At 55.5% G+C, this 20,253-nt stretch carries 20 protein-coding genes, 1 tRNA gene, 3 pseudogenes and 1 riboswitch; of the genes and pseudogenes, 14 read left to right on the plus strand and 10 right to left on the minus strand.

What is annotated here, in order from left to right; genetic code table 11:
* Positions 1–17: 17 nt before the first annotated feature.
* Entirely contained in the window at positions 18–230 is a 213-nt protein-coding gene (locus N8E89_RS10395) for an alkylphosphonate utilization protein (RefSeq protein ID WP_106664495.1), read from the plus strand.
* On the opposite strand, the gene N8E89_RS10400 is transcribed toward N8E89_RS10395, so the two are convergent.
* Positions 231–527: a hypothetical protein gene (locus tag N8E89_RS10400; protein WP_106664494.1), complete on the minus strand. Its 297-nt coding sequence runs from the start codon at positions 525–527 to the stop codon at positions 231–233. It lies immediately after the preceding gene.
* The gene (gene apaG, locus N8E89_RS10405; RefSeq protein WP_106664493.1) at positions 527–919 is read right to left on the minus strand and encodes a Co2+/Mg2+ efflux facilitator ApaG/CorD; all 393 of its coding nucleotides are present in this window, start codon (positions 917–919) and stop codon (positions 527–529) included. The genes N8E89_RS10400 and apaG overlap by 1 nt, the downstream gene beginning before the upstream one ends.
* A 161-nt stretch (positions 920–1,080) precedes the next feature.
* Here apaG and N8E89_RS10410 point away from each other — a divergent pair, with 161 nt between their 5' ends.
* A complete protein-coding gene (locus N8E89_RS10410; RefSeq protein ID WP_106664492.1) occupies positions 1,081–1,419 on the plus strand; it encodes an MmcQ/YjbR family DNA-binding protein in 339 nt (112 codons plus the stop codon).
* Between the two features lies 1 nt (position 1,420).
* Here the strand turns inward: N8E89_RS10410 and N8E89_RS10415 are convergent, their stop codons facing one another.
* Positions 1,421–2,614, minus strand: a complete 1,194-nt coding sequence (locus N8E89_RS10415) for an O-succinylhomoserine sulfhydrylase (protein ID WP_106664605.1) — start codon at positions 2,612–2,614, stop codon at positions 1,421–1,423.
* Between the two features lie 62 nt (positions 2,615–2,676).
* A riboswitch (SAM riboswitch) is annotated at positions 2,677–2,756 on the minus strand.
* 82 nt (positions 2,757–2,838) lie between these two features.
* Between N8E89_RS10415 and N8E89_RS10420 the strand changes: the two genes are divergently transcribed.
* The 5 genes and pseudogenes from N8E89_RS10420 (at position 2,839) to N8E89_RS10440 (ending at position 6,506) form a co-directional block, all read left to right on the plus strand.
* On the plus strand, positions 2,839–3,930 hold the full coding sequence (locus tag N8E89_RS10420) for a 2'-deoxycytidine 5'-triphosphate deaminase (protein ID WP_106664491.1): 1,092 nt from the start codon (positions 2,839–2,841) through the stop codon (positions 3,928–3,930).
* 96 nt (positions 3,931–4,026) lie between these two features.
* Positions 4,027–4,100: transfer RNA gene (locus tag N8E89_RS10425), tRNA-Gly, on the plus strand.
* A gap of 103 nt (positions 4,101–4,203) precedes the next feature.
* A pseudogene (locus N8E89_RS10430) lies at positions 4,204–4,471 on the plus strand (DUF6460 domain-containing protein).
* A gap of 81 nt (positions 4,472–4,552) precedes the next feature.
* Positions 4,553–5,050 (plus strand): CAP domain-containing protein, encoded by a 498-nt coding sequence (locus tag N8E89_RS10435; RefSeq protein ID WP_106664489.1) that lies wholly within the window; start codon positions 4,553–4,555, stop codon positions 5,048–5,050.
* A 100-nt stretch (positions 5,051–5,150) separates the two neighbouring features.
* Positions 5,151–6,506, plus strand: a complete 1,356-nt coding sequence (locus tag N8E89_RS10440) for an MATE family efflux transporter (RefSeq protein ID WP_262259838.1) — start codon at positions 5,151–5,153, stop codon at positions 6,504–6,506.
* Here the strand turns inward: N8E89_RS10440 and N8E89_RS10445 are convergent.
* Both N8E89_RS10445 and N8E89_RS10450 read right to left on the minus strand, forming a co-directional pair.
* A complete protein-coding gene (locus tag N8E89_RS10445) occupies positions 6,503–7,591 on the minus strand; it encodes a quinone-dependent dihydroorotate dehydrogenase (protein WP_106664487.1) in 1,089 nt (362 codons plus the stop codon). The two genes, N8E89_RS10440 and N8E89_RS10445, sit on opposite strands and share 4 nt — an antisense overlap.
* Positions 7,588–7,935, minus strand: a complete 348-nt coding sequence (locus N8E89_RS10450) for a DUF952 domain-containing protein (RefSeq protein WP_106664604.1) — start codon at positions 7,933–7,935, stop codon at positions 7,588–7,590. Before N8E89_RS10450 ends, N8E89_RS10445 begins: the two co-directional genes overlap by 4 nt.
* Positions 7,936–8,071: 136 nt before the next feature.
* On the opposite strand from N8E89_RS10450, the gene N8E89_RS10455 reads away from it, so the two are divergent.
* On the plus strand, positions 8,072–8,515 hold the full coding sequence (locus N8E89_RS10455; protein ID WP_106664486.1) for a hypothetical protein: 444 nt from the start codon (positions 8,072–8,074) through the stop codon (positions 8,513–8,515).
* A 121-nt stretch (positions 8,516–8,636) separates the two neighbouring features.
* Positions 8,637–9,080 (plus strand): VOC family protein, encoded by a 444-nt coding sequence (locus N8E89_RS10460; protein ID WP_106664485.1) that lies wholly within the window; start codon positions 8,637–8,639, stop codon positions 9,078–9,080.
* Positions 9,081–9,120: 40 nt separating this feature from the next.
* On the opposite strand, the pseudogene pip reads toward N8E89_RS10460, so the two are convergent.
* Positions 9,121–10,072: pseudogene (gene pip / locus N8E89_RS10465) on the minus strand (prolyl aminopeptidase).
* A 225-nt stretch (positions 10,073–10,297) separates the two neighbouring features.
* On the opposite strand from pip, the pseudogene N8E89_RS10470 reads away from it, so the two are divergent.
* Positions 10,298–10,961 (plus strand): annotated as a pseudogene (locus N8E89_RS10470) (response regulator).
* 10 nt (positions 10,962–10,971) lie between these two features.
* Here the strand turns inward: N8E89_RS10470 and N8E89_RS10475 are convergent.
* Complete coding sequence (locus tag N8E89_RS10475; protein ID WP_262259841.1) at positions 10,972–12,249, minus strand: ATP-binding response regulator; 1,278 nt, start codon at positions 12,247–12,249, stop codon at positions 10,972–10,974.
* The gene (locus tag N8E89_RS10480; RefSeq protein WP_262259842.1) at positions 12,228–14,462 is read right to left on the minus strand and encodes a PAS-domain containing protein; all 2,235 of its coding nucleotides are present in this window, start codon (positions 14,460–14,462) and stop codon (positions 12,228–12,230) included. Before N8E89_RS10480 ends, N8E89_RS10475 begins: the two co-directional genes overlap by 22 nt.
* A 221-nt stretch (positions 14,463–14,683) precedes the next feature.
* Between N8E89_RS10480 and mscL the strand changes: the two genes are divergently transcribed.
* The 3 genes from mscL to N8E89_RS10495 all read left to right on the plus strand — a co-directional run bounded on the left by mscL (position 14,684) and on the right by N8E89_RS10495 (position 17,481).
* Positions 14,684–15,088 (plus strand): large conductance mechanosensitive channel protein MscL, encoded by a 405-nt coding sequence (mscL, locus tag N8E89_RS10485; RefSeq protein WP_106664481.1) that lies wholly within the window; start codon positions 14,684–14,686, stop codon positions 15,086–15,088.
* 171 nt (positions 15,089–15,259) lie between these two features.
* Entirely contained in the window at positions 15,260–16,426 is a 1,167-nt protein-coding gene (locus N8E89_RS10490; protein ID WP_106664480.1) for a pyridoxal phosphate-dependent aminotransferase, read from the plus strand.
* Positions 16,423–17,481 carry an AbrB family protein gene (locus N8E89_RS10495; RefSeq protein ID WP_106664479.1) on the plus strand — a complete coding sequence of 353 codons (1,059 nt, stop codon included), beginning with the start codon at positions 16,423–16,425 and terminating at the stop codon, positions 17,479–17,481. Before N8E89_RS10490 ends, N8E89_RS10495 begins: the two co-directional genes overlap by 4 nt.
* A gap of 58 nt (positions 17,482–17,539) precedes the next feature.
* On the opposite strand, the gene hemA is transcribed toward N8E89_RS10495, so the two are convergent.
* Entirely contained in the window at positions 17,540–18,817 is a 1,278-nt protein-coding gene (gene hemA / locus N8E89_RS10500) for a 5-aminolevulinate synthase (RefSeq protein ID WP_262259843.1), read from the minus strand.
* Between the two features lie 25 nt (positions 18,818–18,842).
* A complete protein-coding gene (locus N8E89_RS10505; protein ID WP_146147795.1) occupies positions 18,843–19,052 on the minus strand; it encodes a hypothetical protein in 210 nt (69 codons plus the stop codon).
* A gap of 155 nt (positions 19,053–19,207) precedes the next feature.
* On the opposite strand from N8E89_RS10505, the gene galE reads away from it, so the two are divergent.
* Positions 19,208–20,200: a UDP-glucose 4-epimerase GalE gene (galE, locus tag N8E89_RS10510; RefSeq protein ID WP_106664477.1), complete on the plus strand. Its 993-nt coding sequence runs from the start codon at positions 19,208–19,210 to the stop codon at positions 20,198–20,200.
* Positions 20,201–20,253: the final 53 nt, after the last annotated feature.

A 20,253-nucleotide genomic window follows, 5' to 3' on the forward strand; every position in this document is an offset into this window, starting at 1 on the left:
GACAAGGAAATGCCATCATGGAAGTAAGAGACAGCAATGGCACCGAACTTCAGGATGGCGATTCCGTAACCCTGATCAAGGACCTGAAGGTCAAGGGCACGTCAGAGACCATAAAGCGCGGTACGCTTGTCAAGAATATCCGGCTGAACGGCCGTGAAGGTGAGATCGAGTGCAATACCAAGCAGGTCAAGGGCCTTGTTCTTAAAACCGAATTTCTGAAAAAGGCTTGATCAGCCCCGCATTGGCGCCGTAAGTTCGTGGGCAACAGCGACCACGATCAAAATCACGATAAACGCGCAAATGATCAGCCAAAGTGGCCAGGCTCTGGTCGATTTTTTTGCCAGCAAGCCGACGATCAGGCCGGGTATCAGCACCAGCGCGAGCAATTGGCTGATGGCCTCGACGCCGGTTTTGAGGCTGGGCAAGGTATAGCCAAGGAAAAATGCGCCGATTGCCAGCGCGAAGGCGACAACAGAGCAGGCCAGGGCCTTGGTGTAAGGCGATTGCGTCCGTTCAATTTCGATCATCAATTCAATGTCCGCAACTGGTCAGGGAGGTCAAGGGAGAACGCCGGAATTTCGATGTCAAAGCGGTCACCGTCATTGGTCTGCATTGAATAGCGTCCAACCATGACGCCAGACGTCGTCGTCAGCGGACAGCCGGAAGAATACTGAAAACTATCGCCAGGATCGAGGATGGGCTGCTCGCCAATCACGCCCGGCCCGCGCACTTCTTCTACATGGCCATTGCCATCGGTAATTTTCCAGTAGCGTGCCCGCAACTGTACGGTAACCTCGGATTCATTTGCGATGGTAATTCGGTAACCCCAAACATAGCGGTTCTCCTCCGGATTGGACTGCTCCTCCAGATAGAACGGTTCGACGGTCACTTCGATATCGCGCGTGATAGCTTTATACATACCTGCTCTCAGTCTAGGGTCCTGACCCTATGTCCCTGATATCGCGGCTCAAAGCCATCGCGTCAACCACTCTGATATTGTATTGAATTAAAACCTTCGTGAACCGCCGCTTATATTGTTAGTGTGATGGTGAAACTTGCTCAGTCTCGAGAGAAATCGTCATGATGACTTTGGAAGAGTTTGCGGAAATGGCCCTTTCTTTTCCGGAGAGCATGCAGGGGAAACACTTCAGTACGACTGATTTCCGTGTTGGTGGAAAAATTTTCGCAACTTTGCGTCCTGACAAGGAGTGTGGGGTATTGGCGCTTTCACCGGGCGATCAGGCACTCTTACGGGAAACGTCAGCACACATATTCGAGCCGGTTCCGGGAAGCTGGGGCGAGAAGGGTTGGACCTTTGTGATGCTGCATACCGCCGATGCGGATGCAGTACGCCATGCCATGGCGATGGCCTGGAAGAAGGCCGCGCCGAAATCCGTCTCGACGCGGCACGTCCTGTGACTCAGCGAGCGGCCCTGAGCGCCGTATCGAGGTCTTCGATCAGATCGTTCACATCTTCGAGCCCGATCGACAAACGCAGCAGCCCGTCGGAAATGCCGAGTTCGGCACGTGCCTCATCGGTGAGGTTCTTGTGCGTCGTTGTGGTCGGATGTGTAATCAGGCTCTTTGAATCACCCAGATTGTTGGAGATCTGGATAATTTCCAATGCGTTCTCGACGTTGAATGTTTCCCTCTTGCCACCCTTCACTTCAAACGCAATCAATGTAGAGCCGCCGCTCATTTGCTTGGCGATGATGTCCGCCTGTGGATGGTCCGCCCGCCCCGGATAGAGAACTTTGGCAACAGCAGGGTGACCAGCGAGGAAGTCGGCGATCTTTGCCGCGTTCGCCGTTTGCTGCTGGACGCGAACGGTCAACGTTTCGAGTCCTTTCAGCATCACCCATGAATTGAAAGGGCTGAGGCCTGGCCCGGTATGGCGAAAATATTCGTGAAGGTTCTCGTCGATCCACTGCTTGTCAGAAAGGATCACTCCGCCCAAACAACGGCCGTGGCCGTCTATGTGTTTGGTCGTTGAATAGACGACGATATGCGCCCCCAGCTCCAGGGGCTTCTGAAACAGCGGCGTCGCGAAGACATTGTCGACGATAAGCTTGGCGCCGACGGAATTGGCGACATTTGCAACGGCGGCAATATCGATGACTTCCAGCGTCGGATTTGTGGGGCTTTCGAGGAACAGCACCTTGGTATTGGGGCGGATGGCACTCTCCCAATTTTCGATCTTCGAGCCATCAATCAGCGTGAAGTCGACGCCATATCGCGGCAAGAGCGTCTCGATAATATAGCGGCACGAGCCGAACATGGCGCGGGCTGCAAGGACGTGATCTCCCGCCTTGACCTGACAAATGATGGCCGCAGCCACCGCTGCCATGCCCGACGCCGTGGCGCGCGCGTCTTCCGCGCCCTCGAGAGCGCACATGCGCTTTTCGAACATGTCGGTCGTCGGATTGGCGTAGCGTGAATAGATGAATCCTGGCTCTTCGCCCTTGAAGCGGGCCTCCGCGGCCTCTGCGCTGGGGTAGACAAAACCTTGCGTCAGAAACAGGGCTTCCGATGTCTCACCGAAGCCGGAGCGCAAGGTTCCGGCGTGGACAAGATTTGTTGCGGTGCGCAGCTTGCGAGTGGTCGTCTTGGTCATCGTCTTCTCAATCTGCCAGAATCTGGCCAACAAAAAACCGGCCTTGCGTGAATCGCAAAAAGGCCGGACGAGACCGGGCCTCTTTTAGCAAATTATTTTACGTGGCTGCAAGCCGGCCGGCCAAATCACCACGGGATAAAATTGCTTTAATCCTCTTGGCGGCTTGCGTCAATCGGGTGAGACGCTAAAGCTTTTGTCTCTTTTAGTTGGTTTTGGCGGATGACATGTTGAGACGTGAAGCGGGCATTCTGGCGGATAGTGGTATCAGGGCGCTGCATCAGGCAGGCGCGCTTAAAACACAACGCGACTTCGATGGCGACCAGATCCAGCCGGCAAGTCTCGACCTGAGGCTCGGATTTAAAGCCTATCGGGTTCGCGCCAGTTTCATGCCGGGACCGGGAACGCCTGTGATCGACAAGCTGGACCGCCTGAAGCTGCATGAAATCGACCTGACCGAGGGGGCGGTACTGGAGACCGGGTGCGTTTATATCGTGCCGCTTCTGGAGAGCCTGAGCTTGCCACCCGAAGTCTCGGCCTCTGCCAATCCGAAGAGCTCGACCGGACGTCTCGATATTTTCACGCGGGTCATAGCTGACTGCGCACAGGAGTTCGACAAGGTTCCCGCCGGTTATCACGGACCACTCTATCTCGAGGTCAGCCCGCGCACTTTCCCCATCGTTGCGAGGACCGGCTCGCGACTGTCGCAAATCCGGTTCCGAACCGGGCGTGCGCAACTTGAGGAAACCGAACTGGCGGCGTTGCATGCCGCGGAAACGCTGGTAGCTTCCGACACACCCAATATTTCCGGCGGCGGCATCGCCTTGTCAATTGACCTGACGGGAGACAAGAACGGGCTCGTCGGTTATCGGGGCAAGCACCACACCGGCGTCGTCGATGTCGACAAGCGCGGCGTGCATGACCTTTTCGATTTCTGGGAGCCGATTCACGATCGGGGCGCACGCGAACTGGTGCTTGACCCAGACGAATTCTATATTCTCGTTTCTCGCGAAGCGGTGCATGTGCCACCGCTTTATGCAGCTGAAATGACGCCCTTCGATCCGCTTGTGGGTGAGTTTCGCGTTCACTACGCCGGATTTTTTGATCCCGGCTTCGGGCATACGGCAGCGGGAGGAACTGGCAGCCGCGCCGTCCTCGAGGTACGCAGCCACGAAGTGCCGTTCATATTGGAGCACGGTCAGATTGTCGGCCGGCTGATATACGAGCACATGCTGGAGCGGCCCAGAGCGCTCTATGGCACCGATCTCGGTTCGAATTATCAGGCGCAGGGGCTGAAACTTTCCAAGCACTTCAAATGATTGCAGGAATGGGAATAAAGTCGGACGTACTATCAATCCTGGAACAAATACGGTTGACTATCGGTCGCTTGTGCTCTTGATTTGCGATAACGGTCCGCGGGTGTAGTTCAATGGTAGAACGGCAGCTTCCCAAGCTGCATACGAGGGTTCGATTCCCTTCACCCGCTCCATCCCCGCCCCACGAAAACAAAACTAAACATGGGCTCACCTTGAACAGACCGGCGTATCGCCGTATGTGAGAGGCGTAGCAGTTTCGCCAATGTCGGAGAAGAAATGTCGGACGGAATAAACCGCTTTTTGGGCGATACGCCCGGCCGCGTCCTTGTCAAACTCATTCTCGTCTCGCTGGTGGTCGGCGTTGTCATGAGCGCGTTTGATTGGTCTCCGATGGATATTCTCTATGGCATCGAGAATTTCGTCCGCCGCATATGGAATCTGGGCTTCGGCGCCATCGAAGCGCTTTGCCGCTTATTTCCTGCTTGGCGCGGTGGTGGTTGTTCCATGCTTTATCATCTTGCGGTTGCTGAGCTACCGGCGCTGACCGCAGAATTCCGCTCAATTCGGCTCGAATGAGCCACAATTTCTGGCTACGGGCATGTGGTCCCACAGGAATTGCCCGCTCATGTCCGATAAGAATTTCCATTGTTCCCGGCGCATCTTTCTCGGTTTCGCCGCAGCCTCTGCCTTGTTTCCGTTGGCCGCTTGCCAGACCGCGATGCGCACACTGGGAAAGAGCGACGGCGCATCTGCATCCGCCAGTTCAAACATGCAGGCGATCCGCTCGGCCAATGGGCTAGGTGCACTGTCTGCCGACCCTCAGCTTGAGGGTGCCGCCCTGCAGCAAGCACGTTACATGGCAAGCGCGGGCCGTATGAGCCATACAACGAGCTGGGGCCGCGGCTTCGCCTCTCGTGTTCGAGATAATGAAATTCGCGGCATCGCAGCCGAGAATATCGCGATGGGGGGTATGGATCTGGATGAGCTGTTTGCGCGATGGATGGCGTCGCCGCCGCACCGGCGCAATATGCTGGACCCGAAGTTCACCCGGTTTGGCCTCGCCTACGCGGAATCTGCAAATGGCAGGACCGAGCGTTTTTGGGCCCTGGTACTGGCCAGCTAAGTGCTGAGAATCCTGTAGGCTGCAATTGCACTGGAAAACATTGCGATCCGGTGGCATACAACATTGACAACCTTGCAGGTTGCAATCTCCGGTGCCCCTCATGACGATCGAAGTGTCTACTCCGCCAGGATCAAAGATTGTTCGCCCGTTTGAGGTGACCAACCGCCTGATGCTCGCGATTACGATCCCGGTCATGTTGGCTTCCCTGACGACGCCACTGCTTGGTCTGGTCGATACGGCCGTCATCGGCCAGCTAGGCGATCCACATCTGCTCGGTGGCCTTGCCATTGGCGCACTTGTTTTTGACTTCCTGTTTTCCACCATGAATTTTCTACGCTCTGGCACCACCGGTCTGGTGGCGCAGGCTTTGGGGCGGCATGACAATGTGGAGCAGGAGGCGATATTCTGGCGCGCGCTCGGAATCGCCGTGATCGCGGGCTCGCTCTTCATAGCTGCGACGCCATTGGTGCTCCAGGCGGCGCTCAGCTTTTTGAACCCGGACAAAGCCGTGGCCGATGCCATGTCGACCTATGTCTCCATCCGCCTTCTCTCATCGCCGATGGCCTTGGGCAATTTCGTTGTGCTCGGCCTGTTGTTGGGGCAGGGCAAGGCGATGCAGGGCCTCTATCTCCAGCTTCTGCTCAACGGCGTCAATGTGGTGATGACCATTTGGCTGGGACTGGTTTTGGGCTGGGGAGTTGCCGGTATCGCGTGGGGCACGGTGCTCGGCGAAAGTGCCGCGCTGCTGGTCGGCCTTTCAGTGGTTTATCTGCAGTTCCGTTCTGTACCCAACCCGTCTCGGGCGCGGATTCTCGACATGCATGAAGTCCGCCGCATGTTTACGGTCAACCGCGATATCATGCTGCGGTCATTTCTTCTGCTGATCGCCTATGCCTTTTTCACACGGGCCGGAACAGAAGCAGGAGCCGTGACGCTCGCAACCAATGCTGTGCTCATGAATTTCCTCCTGATTTCAGGCTATTTGATTGATGGTGTGACGACAGCTGCAGAACAGATTTCCGGACGCGCGGTTGGTGCACACTATCGTCCGGCATTCGATCGTGGTGTGAAGCTGTCATTCCTGTGGGGGATGATACTGGCAACGGCGATGGCGCTATTCTTTCTCACTTTTGGCGATGCGATTGTTGCATTTCTGATCAAGTCCGGCGATGTCCAAGCGATGGCATCGCTGTATTTGCCCTGGGCAGCTTTGGCGCCGGTCGTCGGTCTGCTGGCTTTCCATATGGACGGTGTGTTCATCGGCGCAACATGGTCGCGCGACATGCGCAACATGATGATCCTGTCGCTGATCGGTTACTTCGCCGCTTATTTCATCCTGCCGCTATATCTGGGCAACCACGGCCTTTGGCTGGCGCTACACCTGTTTCTCGGCCTGCGCGGCCTTTCACTCTTGTCGATTCTGCCAAGCCGGGCCCGACTGCAATTTGCCGACTAGGTGGGGATCGCTTTTCCAGCCCAATAGGCGACATCGCAGTCCCGTAAGGCGGCAATGGTGCTGATACCGTCGCGCTTCATGGCCGCTGACATATCCTTGACGACCATGCCCGCCAGGCCAGGACCCTGAAAGATCATGCTCGTGTAGAGCTGAACGAGATCGGCGCCAGCACGAATTTTCGTGATTGCGGTAGCGGCGCTGTCAATGCCGCCGACACCGACGAGCGGCAATTCGGCGCCGACACGCTGGCGCATCTTGGCAAGGAGGATTGTCGAGCGTTGGAACAGCGGCACACCGGAAAGGCCACCCGCCTCTCCGGTTGCTCTCGAGCTCTTGAGGCCAGTGCGCGAGAGCGTCGTATTGGAAATGATCAATCCGTCCAGAGGGTGCAGCGCGATTTCAGCGGCGATATCATCAAGGCTGGCTTCGGGGAGATCCGGTGCGATCTTGAGGAAGACGGGGCGCCTGACACCGGATTGGACTTCGCGTGCCTCAAGCACCCTGCCGAGCAGCTCCTTGAGGCCGTCGCGGGCCTGCAGATCGCGCAATCCTGGCGTATTGGGGGAGGAGATGTTGACCGTGAAATAGCTGGCAAGTGAGTAAAACTTCCGGATGCCAGCCACGTAGTCGGCGACGCGATCGGTGGAATCCTTGTTGGCACCGATGTTCACTCCGACAATACCCGCATGAGAACGCCGGGCACTAAGACGGCGAAATGCCGTTTCATGACCTTCATTGTTGAAGCCCAGGCGGTTGATCACCGCGTTGTCCTCAACAAGGCGGAAAATCCGTGGCTTCGGATTGCCGGATTGGGCCAGCGGCGTGAGCGTGCCTACTTCGGTGAAGCCAAACCCGAGGTTCAGCAGCGCATCTGGCACTTCCGCGTTCTTGTCGTAGCCCGCGGCCATGCCAAGCGGGTTGGGGAAGCTTAAGCCCGCGACAGTCACGCGCAGCGCTGGGTCGTTGTGTGGCGCGCAGCCTGGCACCAGGCCAGTCTTCAATGCTTTGATCGAAAGACCATGGGCATCTTCGGGATCGAGAGAGAACAGTACCTTGCGGCCGATCGACCGGAACAACCCGCTCATGCCTGAAGCTCCGGAAATTGGTGCCTGCCATCGCCGCCGAGCGGTAAAGGCCGGACCCAGGCCACCGCATCGAGTGGCAGAGTTGCATAGAGATGAGGGAAGAGGTCTCCGCCGCGGGAGACTTCATATTTGAGCGCATCGCCCAGCCGATCGGCTTCAACAGCTATCAGCAGCAAATCGTCCTGCCCGGCAAAATGCTTTGCAGCCGTCTCAACCGCCTGCGCCGCAGTTGAAAAATGGATGTAACCGTCCGCATGATCGATTGGAGCGCCGTCAAACGCACCTTTCGCTTCGGCAGTCTGCCAAAGCGCGCGCGGAGCAATTTTGTAAATGATATCAGTCATAAGCGCATTTACTAGACGCAAAACCGCAATGCGCAAAGGGTAGAGTGGGCGCGGGTAACAGAAAACTCGCCCGATTTCCGATTTTCGGCGTATTATTTAGCCACGCTTGCCAACTACCAACCCTGGAGGTCGATCCATGTCACGAACGCGCACTTTGTTCTTCGCTCTTGCGGCTGGATCCCTATGGTCATGCGCTGCGATTGCCCAGGAAACAACGACATACACGCTGGAACGAACAGACACCGGCTATGTCCGCATGAACAACAAGACCGGCGAGATGTCGATCTGTCAGGAGAGGTCTGGGCAGCTCATATGCAAACTTGCCGCCGAGGAGCGAACCGCTTACGACGAAGACATTGCTGACCTCAAAGTGCGGGTAGCAAAGCTCGAAGCAACAGTGGCGAGCATGGGTAAGATCCCGCCCGTCGTGCGCGATGCACTCCCATCCGACGAAGAGTTTGAAAAAGGGTTGAGCTACATGGAGAAATTCATGCGCCGTTTCATGGGAATTGCCAAGGAATTCGGATACGACAACAAGGATACGAAACCCGAGCAGCAGACCACCCCCCAAAGGACATGATGCTGACTGTAGATGGCAGGATGGTGGCAGGAGCCTGACTCGGTCTGGACCAGTTTGTTCTTGATTTGTTCGCCAATTTGGTAGACTTTAGTCGCTCAGGATCTTCTCTGGGAGCGGTAAAATGATTGCAGTGCCAACACTGATTGGAGAGGTATCGATCAGGCTTTTTGTGCGCCATGGTGACCAGCAGAAGGCCCTGGATTTCTATGACAATGTGTTCGGGGCAAAGGTCGTTGGCCGGCCCTATCTGCACAACGGCGAACTGATCGCTGCCGAGTTGCGCATGGGGGCGTCGGTGGTCATGATCGTCGGAGCAAACCCCAAGCGTGATGCGGATGCGTCGCTTGGCGGACCACGGTCCGTTCATGCAATTGGCGCCACTCCAGTCATGCTCGATATCCATGTGGACGATGTTGATCGGGTAATGCACCACGCGGTAGCTGAAGGCGGCAGCGTCCGCAACGAGATCGAGACGCTGGATAGCGGGGATCGCGCAGGAGTGTTGATCGATCCCTTTGGTCACCTATGGGTCGTGAAGTCGCGGCTAAAGCATTTGGCCGCATAGAAAAGCAACCGGACGGGAACGGCCGGCTGCAGAACTGTCGTCAGGTCGCAAACCGTTTGGTCGCATGAATCAATTCATGAATGATGCCGGGTTCGCTGACCGCATGACCGGCGTCCTCGACGATGCGCAGATCGGCTTCCGGCCAAACCTTCTTCAAGTGCCAGGCGTTGAGCAAAGGCGTGCACATGTCGTAGCGGCCATGGACGATTACACCAGGTATGTCGCGGATCAGGTGCGCATTGCGCAAAAGGTGATCGTCGGTGTCGAAAAACCCCTTATGCTGAAAGTAATGGCATTCGATGCGCGCAAAGGCGATGGCAAAGTGGTCGCTGGCAAAGGCTTCTTCACGTGCCGGATCAGGAAGGAGCGAAAGGGCGGACCCCTCCCAGCGCGCCCACAGCTTGGCGGCAGCCAGTTGAATCGCAGGATCCGGATCGGTGAGCCGTTTGTAATAGGCCGCGATCATGTCATCGCGCTCTTCCTCCGGAATATGCGCTTGATATGCTTCGAAACGATCGGGATAGATAATGCTGGCACCATTGGAGTAGAACCAATCGATCTCGAAACGGCGGATCATGAAGATGCCGCGCAAAATCAATTCGCTAACGCGTTCCGGGTGCGTCTGTGCATAGGCGAGCCCTAAAGTCGATCCCCATGAACCGCCAAAAACCTGCCATTTGTCGATACCAAAATGGGTGCGGATTCTGCTCCATGTCAGCGACCAGATCCCACGTGGTATTTTCGTTCAGTTCCGCGTGAGGGGTCGACTTTCCACAGCCGCGCTGATCGAACAGGATGATGCGATACCGCTCCGGATCGTGCAGGCGCCGCATCGTCGGATTGATTCCACCCCCTGGACCGCCGTGGATCATGATTACCGGCTTGCCGTCCGGATTACCGCATTCCTCCACATGAATACTGTGCAGTTCAGATACTTGAAGCATCTGTTCCGTTGAGGGCTGGGTCTCAGGGTAAAGAATATTTGTGATCATGCGTCCCACTTTCAATAATAATCCCCACGATGAATATCGCTCGGGAATGAGGTTTTGCCAAGGCGTTTGAATGGCCTAGCCTTGGTTGCAGGGAATCCCGCATCGTTTGAAGCTTTGACGTGCACCAAATTGTTCTTGATATATCAGTCGAATTGGATTTAGTCGTTAGCATTAGAGCTTTTGGATTACGACTGCTGCAATTTCAGCAATAAGGACTTTAAGATAATGAAATATAGATTTGTTATTGTCGATGACCATCCCTTGTTTCGCGGAGCGCTGAAGTTGGCGCTTTCGTCATCGAAAGACGATGTTGATATTGTCGAAACCGGTGACCTCGAAAGCGCGAAGGTTCTCCTTCAAACCTCGAGCGATATTGACCTTGTGCTTCTTGATCTTGCCTTGAACGGCATCGGCGGTCTGACCGGCCTCGTTAGTTTGCGCGCACTCCAGCCAACAGTGCCTATTGCCATCGTCTCGGCGACGGACGATCCTTTGACTGTGCGCGCTGCACTGACGCTCGGCGCATCGGGATTCATATCCAAATCCTCGAGTCCCGAATTGATCAATGATGCGGTCAGAGCCATTCTCGATGGAGAGATCTGGTCACCTTTGACAGGCGGCGAGGAGGGTGAACTCGATCCGGAAATAGTGGAACTGATCTCGATGCATGCGCAAATTGACACCGCAGCAAGGTCGCGTACTTGCCATGATGGCCGACGGCATGCTGAACAAGCAGATCGCGCACGAGCTTAACGTTTCCGAAGCGACGATCAAGGCGCACGTTTCCGCCGTATTGTATAAACTCGGGGTTGAAAGCCGTACCCAAGCGGTCATCCGGCTCGCGCGGTTCAAAGAGGATGTTGTCCCGGCCGAGCCTCCCGCAGCCTGAATTACTGACTTCATTCGACCGTATAAGTCTGCCGAAAATGGGAGAGGAGTGCGCGCAGAACTGCCGGGCGGACAGGTTTGTTGATGATTGATACATCTTGTGCGGTTGCGCGCTCGCGCAATGGATCAGAACGGTCGGCTGTGATCAACGCGGCCGGGATTTCACGCGCGAAATGCTCCCGGACAAATCTGACGAGCTCAAGTCCGTTTTCCTCTTCAAGATTGTAATCGGCAAGGACTACATCGGGGGCGGCGCCATGCTCCAGACAGTATGCGCGCAAGGCGTTACCACCGTTCATTGACAGAACGTTGCAGCCCCATGTTGTCAACAATTCCCGCATGCCGGCCAGGGATTGCGCGTTGTCGTCGATACACAATACCAGAAGCCCGGTCAGCGCGCCCGGCGGCCTGAGCATCATTAGCTCTTGATTGGCGGGCGGAGATGGGAGCTTCGAAGCCGGCAGTGTAACGGAAAACACCGATCCCATTCCGACCGTTGACTGAACGACGATAGCGAGGTCAAGAACTTTCGCGATGCGTTCAACGATGGAGAGACCAAGGCCGAGCCCGTCGGATTCCCGCATTCCATCCGAGAGACGGGCAAACTCGCGAAATATATACTCCAGTTTGGATGTCGGGATGCCGATACCTGTGTCGAAAACCTGAAATTTGACCGTCGCACCTTGCCTGCGCACGCCAACGAGCACAGATCCAGACCGGCTGTACTTGATGGCGTTGGATACCAGGTTCTGGATCAATCTTCGGAGAAGATTGCGGTCGGTCACGACCACCGCGGAACTTGAGACAACACGTAGTTTCAGGCCCTTTTCACGCGCGGCCGGTGAAAAATCCCGCGCTATCTGCTGCAGCAGCGTATCGAGACAAAAGACGGAAATGACGGGCTTCAGCGCACCCGTATCCAGGCGCGAGATATCGAGCAATGCGTTGATGATCGACTCGACCGCCTCGAGTGACGTGTCGACATTATTGACAAGCTCCTTCTCACTGGAATTTCCTAGCCGCTCCATCAGCGAGGAAGCGTAAAGCCGCGCAGCATTCAATGGTTGAAGAATGTCGTGCCCGGCATCAGCCAGAAACCGGGTCTTGCCGATATTGGCTTCTTCGGCGCTGCGCTGTGCGTTGGCCAGCTGCTGGTTTGCGCGGGTAAGTTCTTTCGTGCGGTCGCGCACCCGTAGTTCCAGGGACTCGTTTGTCTGACGCAGCAGCCTGTCTGCATTCACAACGCTGGTCACGTCGGTAAAGGTGGTTACCAGACCACCGTCAGGCATGGAGTTCGAACGGATTTCAATCGTTTGACCGGTGTTCTTGAGCTTGATCTCGCCATGGTGCTGCAAAGCCGGTGAATCTTTTCGACGAAGGTTTGACTGGTAAAACCAGCAAGGTCACCGCGCTCAAAAAGGCAATAAACGATCGAACGGAGTGGCGTACCCATCCGCTGCAGTTCCTTGGGAAGATCAAGGATAAGCCTGAATTGGGTATTCCAGCAACTGAGCCGGAACTGCGGGTCGAACACGCTGATGCCTTGATCCATTTGGTCCAGCGCGATCTGCAGAAGGTGCCGGTTCTGCGCCAGCGCGCCGGTTGCATGATCAAGCAGTACCTGCGCCCGCCGTTGCGCTATGCCGGTCGGTCCCATGGCCAGCGAGAGGATCATGCGGGCCGATGGCGAGCCGACAATTCCCGATAGCAATTGTTCGGAAAAATGAACGGTTTTGAAATCGGCCGGGTCCGCGCCTTCGAGTGATATGTTTTCATCCCTGTGAAAGGCTGCGAACGCGTTATCGGTTTGCTCGCCGCCGATATATTTCGATATTGTCGTTTTAAGTTGATCGACTGTAACGCTGGGTTGGAGACTACCGATCGCACTCAAGGAGTGGGTGTTCTCCGCAATGAAAGCGGATGCCTGGATGCGCTCGAGTGGGGTTGCACTTTTAGAGAGCGACCCGATCACAAACAATGTCAGATTGGCGGACAAGCTCCATATCAGACCGTTGACGTAGGTGCTGGCGTCCAAACCAAACAACGCCTGCGGACGGAACACCGACAATCCAAACGGTCCATCCGTCAGCAGAAATGACGTCGTGTCGAGCATGGTCGGCAATATCATTGTATAGACCCAAAAGCAGAAGCCTCCCAGCATCCCCCATATCGCGCCGCGCGCAGTGCCTCGCCGCCAGAACAATGCCCCCAGAAACGGCGGTAGAAGCTGCATCATCGCAATGGCTGATACCAACGCCAGTCCTGTGAAATCGACATGCCCGATGATGGTAAACTGATAGGCAAGAGCTACCAGCAGAATTCCGAGGACGGCGGCCCGCCTCAGTTTGGGGATGGTTCTGGCAAAATTGGTTGTTTGATTTGGCGAGACTCGCGAAGCCCGCTTGAGCAAAACAGGCAGAAGAAGATCATTTGAAATCATGACCGACAGGACAATCGACGGGAAAATAACCATGGTGGTTGCCGCTGACAATCCACCCGCAAACGCCATGACCGCAAGCCAATATTGTCCCGCGTGGAGTGGCAGGGAAAGAAAATAGAAATCGGCCGATGCGTGCTCCCCGAGGATGGCTGGACCAATCCTTGCGAGCGGGACAACGAATAAGCCCGCAAGCAAAAGAGTCAGGGGGATAAACCACCGAGCCGTGCGGAGCTCTTTGGCGCTTCGGTTTTCCACGACAGTCAGATAAAATTGGCTCGGCAGTAGCAGAACCGACGAGGCTCCGATGAGAACCAATGCGATCAGGTTACCTGCTGACACATTCATTTGAGGCACGGGAAGAGCTGCTTCAGAGCTGGCAACCCGGTGCAGGACTTCGGCGGGCGGACCGAAGAGAAAAGTGGTCACGGCAATTCCAATGAACAGGAACGCGACGAATTTTATTACAGTATCAACCGCAAGCGCGTGAAGAAGCCCGTCATTGCGGTCCGTGAGATCGGTCGAGCGCGTGCTATGGGTAATTGTGAAATAGCCAATACCAAGGACCATCAGCAACACCAGCAGATGCTCATCCATTTCATCGTTGTGACGGTGTGGATCGTAAACGCCCCCAAAAACGTCAAACAGGTAGTGAATCGCCGTCATCTGCAGCGAAATGTATGGAATGAGGCCGATCGTTGTGATCAATGTAACGATCGCCGCGACCGAAAAGCTCTTTCCGTATCGTGCTCCGATAAAATCGGAGATCGACGCAATACCCTCTGATCTCGCCAGTTCGACAATCCTCAGCAGGAGCGGGAAGCCGAGCGTAAAGACCAATACGATTCCGATATAGAGGCCGATAAATTCAACGCCATATTTTGCGGCATAGCCGGTGGAGCCGTAATACAACCAAGTGCTGCCGCTCGCGGCGACGCTCAACGAATAAAGGAACGGACGTGATAGATTGCTCTTGGTTTCAGTCTGACGATCAGCTGTTTTGATCGCCGAGTACTGCAACAAAAAATACAAGAGTGCGATTAAGATGCCAGCCCAGCCCGTCATGGGCCTCAACCTTCCGTCAGTAAGCGTAACCGCTTCGGTCCGAGTAGACTTCCCGTCATTGGCGTTACAAAATATACGCCAAAGCAACCCTCAAATCCCGTAGAGCAATCAAACTTTAAGTTAATATTCTCAAATCTTCTGCTAATGTCCGGCCGTGCTTGGGATAGCATCACCGAGGACAATAATTTGCATTAACACACAATACTGGAGAGTGGTATATCATGCTGAAGGAATTCAAAGAATTTGCCTTGAAGGGAAACATGGTTGATCTCGCCATAGGTGTGATCATCGGTGGTGCTTTTGGCAGACTGGTTGAGTCGATTGTGGCTGATCTCTTCATGCCCATCATTGGCCTGATGACGGGCGGCATTGATTTTTCCAATCTGTATTTCCAGCTTTCGGGCGCGCCCGCTCCCACTTTGGCTGCCGCCCGGGAAGCTGGCGCTACGATCGCTTATGGCAACTTCATTACTCTTCTCATCAACTTCCTGATTATCGCATGGGTTCTGTTCATAGTGGTCAAGGCAATGAATCGTTTCAAAAAGAAGGAAGCAGCGGCCGATCCTGCTCCGAAGAAAGAAGAGATTCTGCTCACGGAAATCCGCGATTTGCTCGCCAAGCGCTAAGGGCAGATATCGCACTGTATTTGGACCCCGGCCCTGTGCCGGGGTTTTGGTCTGTAATGTCAGCGTCTGTCAGCAGATCATCATTCCCAATGATGGAAACATCACAATTATACGCGTGCCAAACAGAACCGGTTGCGATAGGTCTGCCAGAAAGTGAGCGGAGAAAATCGAATGGGTCTTGTTCAGCATTTGCGTCACGAAGCTGCCGTTGCGCCGGAAAGCGGCATCGTTGCCGTAATGAATCATGGCCGCCGGCAAGAAGGGGTTATTCCTCTTTGGGCAGGTGAGGGTGATCTGCCGACACCCGATTTTATCCGTGAGGCCGCGAGCAACGGGCTTGCCAATGGCGAGACCTTCTACACTTGGCAAGCAGGCATCCCGGAATTACGGCAGGCCCTCGCCAATTATTACAAGCGGCATTTCGGTGCGGACCTGCCTGTGGAGCATTTCTATGTCACCGGTTCAGGTATGCAGGCGATTCAGCTGGCTATCCAGGCAACGGCAGGCGCCGGTGATGAGGTTGTCTATCTCTCGCCCGCCTGGCCCAACTTTGCCGCCGCCGCCGGTATTGCAGGCGCGACGCCAATTCCCGTCATACAGGATTTCACCGGTAATGGCTGGGGTCTCGATCCGCAAAAGATACGCGATGCCATCACGCCAAGAACGAAAGCATTGTTCATCAACACGCCGTCAAATCCGTCGGGCTGGACCGCCGATATCGATACACTCAAGGAAATCCTTGCCATCGCCCGTCACCATGGGCTGTGGATCATCGCCGATGAAATCTATGCCCATTTTTGCTATGGCGCGCGCCGCGCCCCATCCTTCCTTGACATCATGGATCCGGATGAGCGCATAATCTTCGTCAACAGCTTTTCGAAGAACTGGGCGATGACAGGCTGGCGTGTCGGCTGGATGACCGTGCATCCGTCGCTCGGCAAAACGATGGAAAATCTCATCCAGTATTCAACCTCCGGTGTTGCGCAGTTCATGCAGCGCGGCGCGGTAGCCGCACTTGAACAAGGTGATGATTTCATTCGCATGCAAGTGGAACGGGCCCATAAGGCGCGTGACATTCTCTGCGCGAAACTCGCTGCGACGGGCAGGGTGCGCCTCTCTCCACCGGCCGGCGCATTCTATTTGTTGTTCGGTATTGAAGGCATCACGGATTCCTACCGTGCGGCTTTCGATATTGTCGATGAAGCCAAAGTTGGTCTTGCGCCCGGCACCGCATTTGGAGATGGTGGCGCGGCCTTCCTGCGGCTATGCTTTGCCAGACGGTTAGATCAGGTCGAGGAGGCAGCAGATCGCCTCGCAGACTGGATCAGTAAACGTTGACGTCAAATTTCCCGCATCTCGATAACACCCGGGCCGCTATCCTTTCATTGTTAATTTCAGCTGCCGGCGCATTGGTCGCCAGGCAGATCGGTCTGCCTATACCCTTTCTGCTCGGCTCGACGATTGCCGTAACGACAGCATCCCTGTCTGGAGTTCGTATCCACTTGCCGGACTGGCTAAGGGTCTTTGTATTCTTCACACTGGGTATTCAGGCCGGTTCAGGCGTTTCTCCGGGTACCATCGATCAGATGGTCTCGTGGCCCGTCAGCTTCATGATGCTGTTCGTCGCGTTGGTCCTCGTTACAGGGCTAACCTATTTCATGCTGCGCAAGGGTTTTGGGTGGGATGGTCCAACAGCACTGTTTTCATCGCTGCCGGGCGCGCTGTCCTTTGTTCTGATCGCGGCGATGGGGACCAAGGCGAATATGGTCAAGATCACCGTGATCCAATGCGTCCGGCTATTGCTGCTTATCGGTTTTCTGGCACCACTTCTCGCAATCATCGCCAGAAATGCACCGCATATGGTCGTGGAGTTGAATTACGATTGGACCGTGCAGGAAGCTTTGATCTTGCTCGCTTGCGGTCTTGGTGGTGCGATCCTGGGGCACTTCAGCCGCGTGCCGGGCGGCATGATGCTTGGCGCTCTCGTGGCCAGCGCCCTCTTGCACGGCATGTCCATCGTCACGGCGGTCGTTCCGCGCTCGATTGCGGATATCGGCTTGATCGTTCTGGGTGTGCTGATCGGCTCACGCGTCGGCGCGGAGCACAGAACCCAGCTGTTACGCTATCTGCCAGCGGCTCTGTGTGCCTTTGTGGTAGGGACGGTTGCGTCCCTTTTGGCGGCCTTCATGGTCTGGTATTGGCTCGATATTCATCCCGCGCAAATCGCGCTTGCCTTTGCCCCCGGCGCGCTGGAGGCCCTTACGGTGATTGCATTTTCGCTTGGTGTCGACCCATCCTACGTCGCTTCGCATCATGTCGTGCGCTTCCTGATGATAGCATTCGCCGTGCCATTTCTTGCGCGCTGGTTACGCGATGACAACGCGAAAAACTAAAACCGGCGTCTCGGAAGGAGCGCCGGTTGTAAGTTCGCAGGTAAAAGGAGAAAATTTTCTAGCCGCCTGCCTTTGATACGGCCAGCGTCACTACCCGTTCGCTGGTCTCGATTGCCGGAGCACTGTCCTTTGAAAACGGTATGCCAAGTGCCGTCCAGACCTCAACCAAAGCATCCTTCAGCTCGATCACGAGTTCATTCGAATGGAACGGTGTCGGTGTTACACGCAGACGTTCCGTGCCGCGTGGTACGGTCGGATAGTTGATTGGCTGAATGTAGATACCATGAAGCTCGAGGAGGCGGTCGCTAGCCTTCTTGCACAATTCAGGATCCCCCACATGGATTGGAACGATGTGGGTATCTGACTTCATCACTGGCAAATTGGCTTGCGCCAGCACGTCTTTGGTAAGCTGTGCCTGACATTGATGCATCCGGCGCTCTTCCTGCGACACTTTGAGGTGCCGTATCGACTGAGTCGCAGCTGCAGCAATAACGGGCGGAAGGGCGGTCGTGAAAATAAAGCCGGGAGCATAGGAACGAACAGCATCAATCACCGTTTTCGGTCCGGCAATGTAGCCACCGAGCGTTCCGAATGCTTTGGCGAGTGTGCCTTCGATAACATCGATGCGGTCCGACAGACCTTCGCGATCAGTGATGCCGCCGCCGCGATTTCCATACATGCCGACCGCATGGACTTCGTCGATGTAGGTCATGGCATTGTATTTTTCGGCAAGCTCGGCAATGGCTGCAACCGGAGCTATATCGCCATCCATCGAATAGATCGATCTGAACACGATCAGCTTCGCGCGCTCTTTGCCGGCTGCGGTCAGCAGCTCTTCCAGATGCGCAAGATCGTTGTGACGGAAAATCTTCTTCTCCGCACCCGAACGGCGTACGCCTTCGATCATCGACGCATGGTTCAATTCGTCGGAGAGAATGAGGCAATTCGGCAGAAGCCTGGCGATAGTCGAGATCGACGCTTCGTTGGAAACAAACCCGGAGGTGAAAACCAGCGCGGCTTCCTTCTGGTGAAGATCAGCCAGCTCGATTTCGAGCTCAACCAGCGGATGGTTATTGCCGGAAATGTTGCGCGTCCCACCGGCGCCGGATCCCATGCGGCTCGAGGCATCGTGCATGGCGGCGATGACGTCGGGATGTTGCCCCATGCCGAGATAGTCGTTTGAGCACCAGACGGTGATTTCGCGTGTTGCTTCCGCTGTACGCCAAATCGCACGCGGGAATTTACCCACGATCCGTTCCAGATTGGCAAAGACCCGGTAGCGCTTTTCAGCGTGCAGCTGGTCAATCGCGTCTTCGAAAAACCGACGATAGTCCATGAATTGCTCCTGTATCATGAACTTACTAGCGTTTTTGCCCGGTAAAATCCATGATGAGAATATGGGCAATTTGCCACGGCTTTGGCGAAACTCTAACCACTAAATGTTGAAGCTGGGCAAAAATCGTGAAATTCCGGCGAAACGCGAAACCGGCTCGACGGCAACCAAAATCTTGGCCGAGCAAGGTTGATACGGTTTGCGCCAGCTCCGGAAGTTGACCGATCACCCAGGGCATACTTTTCGCTCACCTTGCCCGAAACTACTGTAGTACCTTCGTCAAAATTAGACGTAAGTTGCATAGAGTTAGCTCGACAGTCGGCTTTGCAGGCCTGATGAAATCCGGCAAGATCGTTTCGGGGCAACATAAATGGAGATCAAGGGGCTGTGCCAATGACCGTGCTAGTGACCGGTGGTGCCGGATATATCGGCAGCCATATGGTCTGGGAACTGCTGGATGCTGGGGAATCCGTTGTCGTCCTCGACCGGCTATCAACTGGGTTTGAATGGGCGGTGCCTCGGGAGGCGAAGCTGGTGGTTGGTGATATCGCCGACCAGAGTCTGGTTCGCCAAATCATTGAACGCAATTATGTCGACGCGGTCATCCATTTTGCCGGGTCGGTAGTCGTGCCGGATTCGGTCCGGGACCCACTGACCTATTACGAAAACAACACAACGAAGTCGCGGTCGCTGATTGAGGCTGTCGTAAAATCAGACGTCAAGAATTTTATCTTTTCATCGACTGCGGCCGTCTATGGCGATGGGGGCATAAAGCCAGTCACCGAGGATGTGCCGCCCCAGCCTGAATCTCCGTATGGCGTGTCGAAGCTGATGACCGAGTGGATGCTGCGCGATACGGCGGCCGCCCATGATTTCCACTACACGGCGCTGCGCTACTTCAATGTCGCCGGTGCCGATGTCAAAGGGCGCACAGGGCAGTCGACCAGAGGCGCGACCCACCTTATCAAGGTTGCCTGCGAGACGGCGCTTGGCAAACGGCCTTATATGGAAATTTTTGGGCATGACTTTCCGACGCCCGATGGAACATGCGTGCGTGACTATATACATGTCAGCGACCTCGTAGCAGCGCACCGCCTTGCTCTCGAGCGCCTGCGCGCTGGTGGCAGCAGCATGGTCGCCAATTGCGGATATGGCCGCGGCTATTCCGTGAAGGAAGTGATCGAAAGCGTGGAACGCGTGCATGGATCACCAATCGATGCGCGCCTGACCGTACGCCGCCCAGGCGATGCAGCCTCGGTTGTGGCCGACAGCAACAAGGCGCGTGCCAATCTGGGCTGGGAACCCAAACTGGATGATCTCGACACAATCGTCGAGTCAGCCCTCAAATGGGAAAAAGCACTGCAGCATCGCAATACGAAAAGCTGATCCTTTGTGAATAAATAGCGGGTGCGTCGGAGAGCCACATTGTCACAAAAGCT

This window comes from Phyllobacterium sp. A18/5-2, assembly GCF_025452215.1.
In the GTDB taxonomy this organism is placed as follows: domain Bacteria; phylum Pseudomonadota; class Alphaproteobacteria; order Rhizobiales; family Rhizobiaceae; genus Phyllobacterium; species Phyllobacterium sophorae.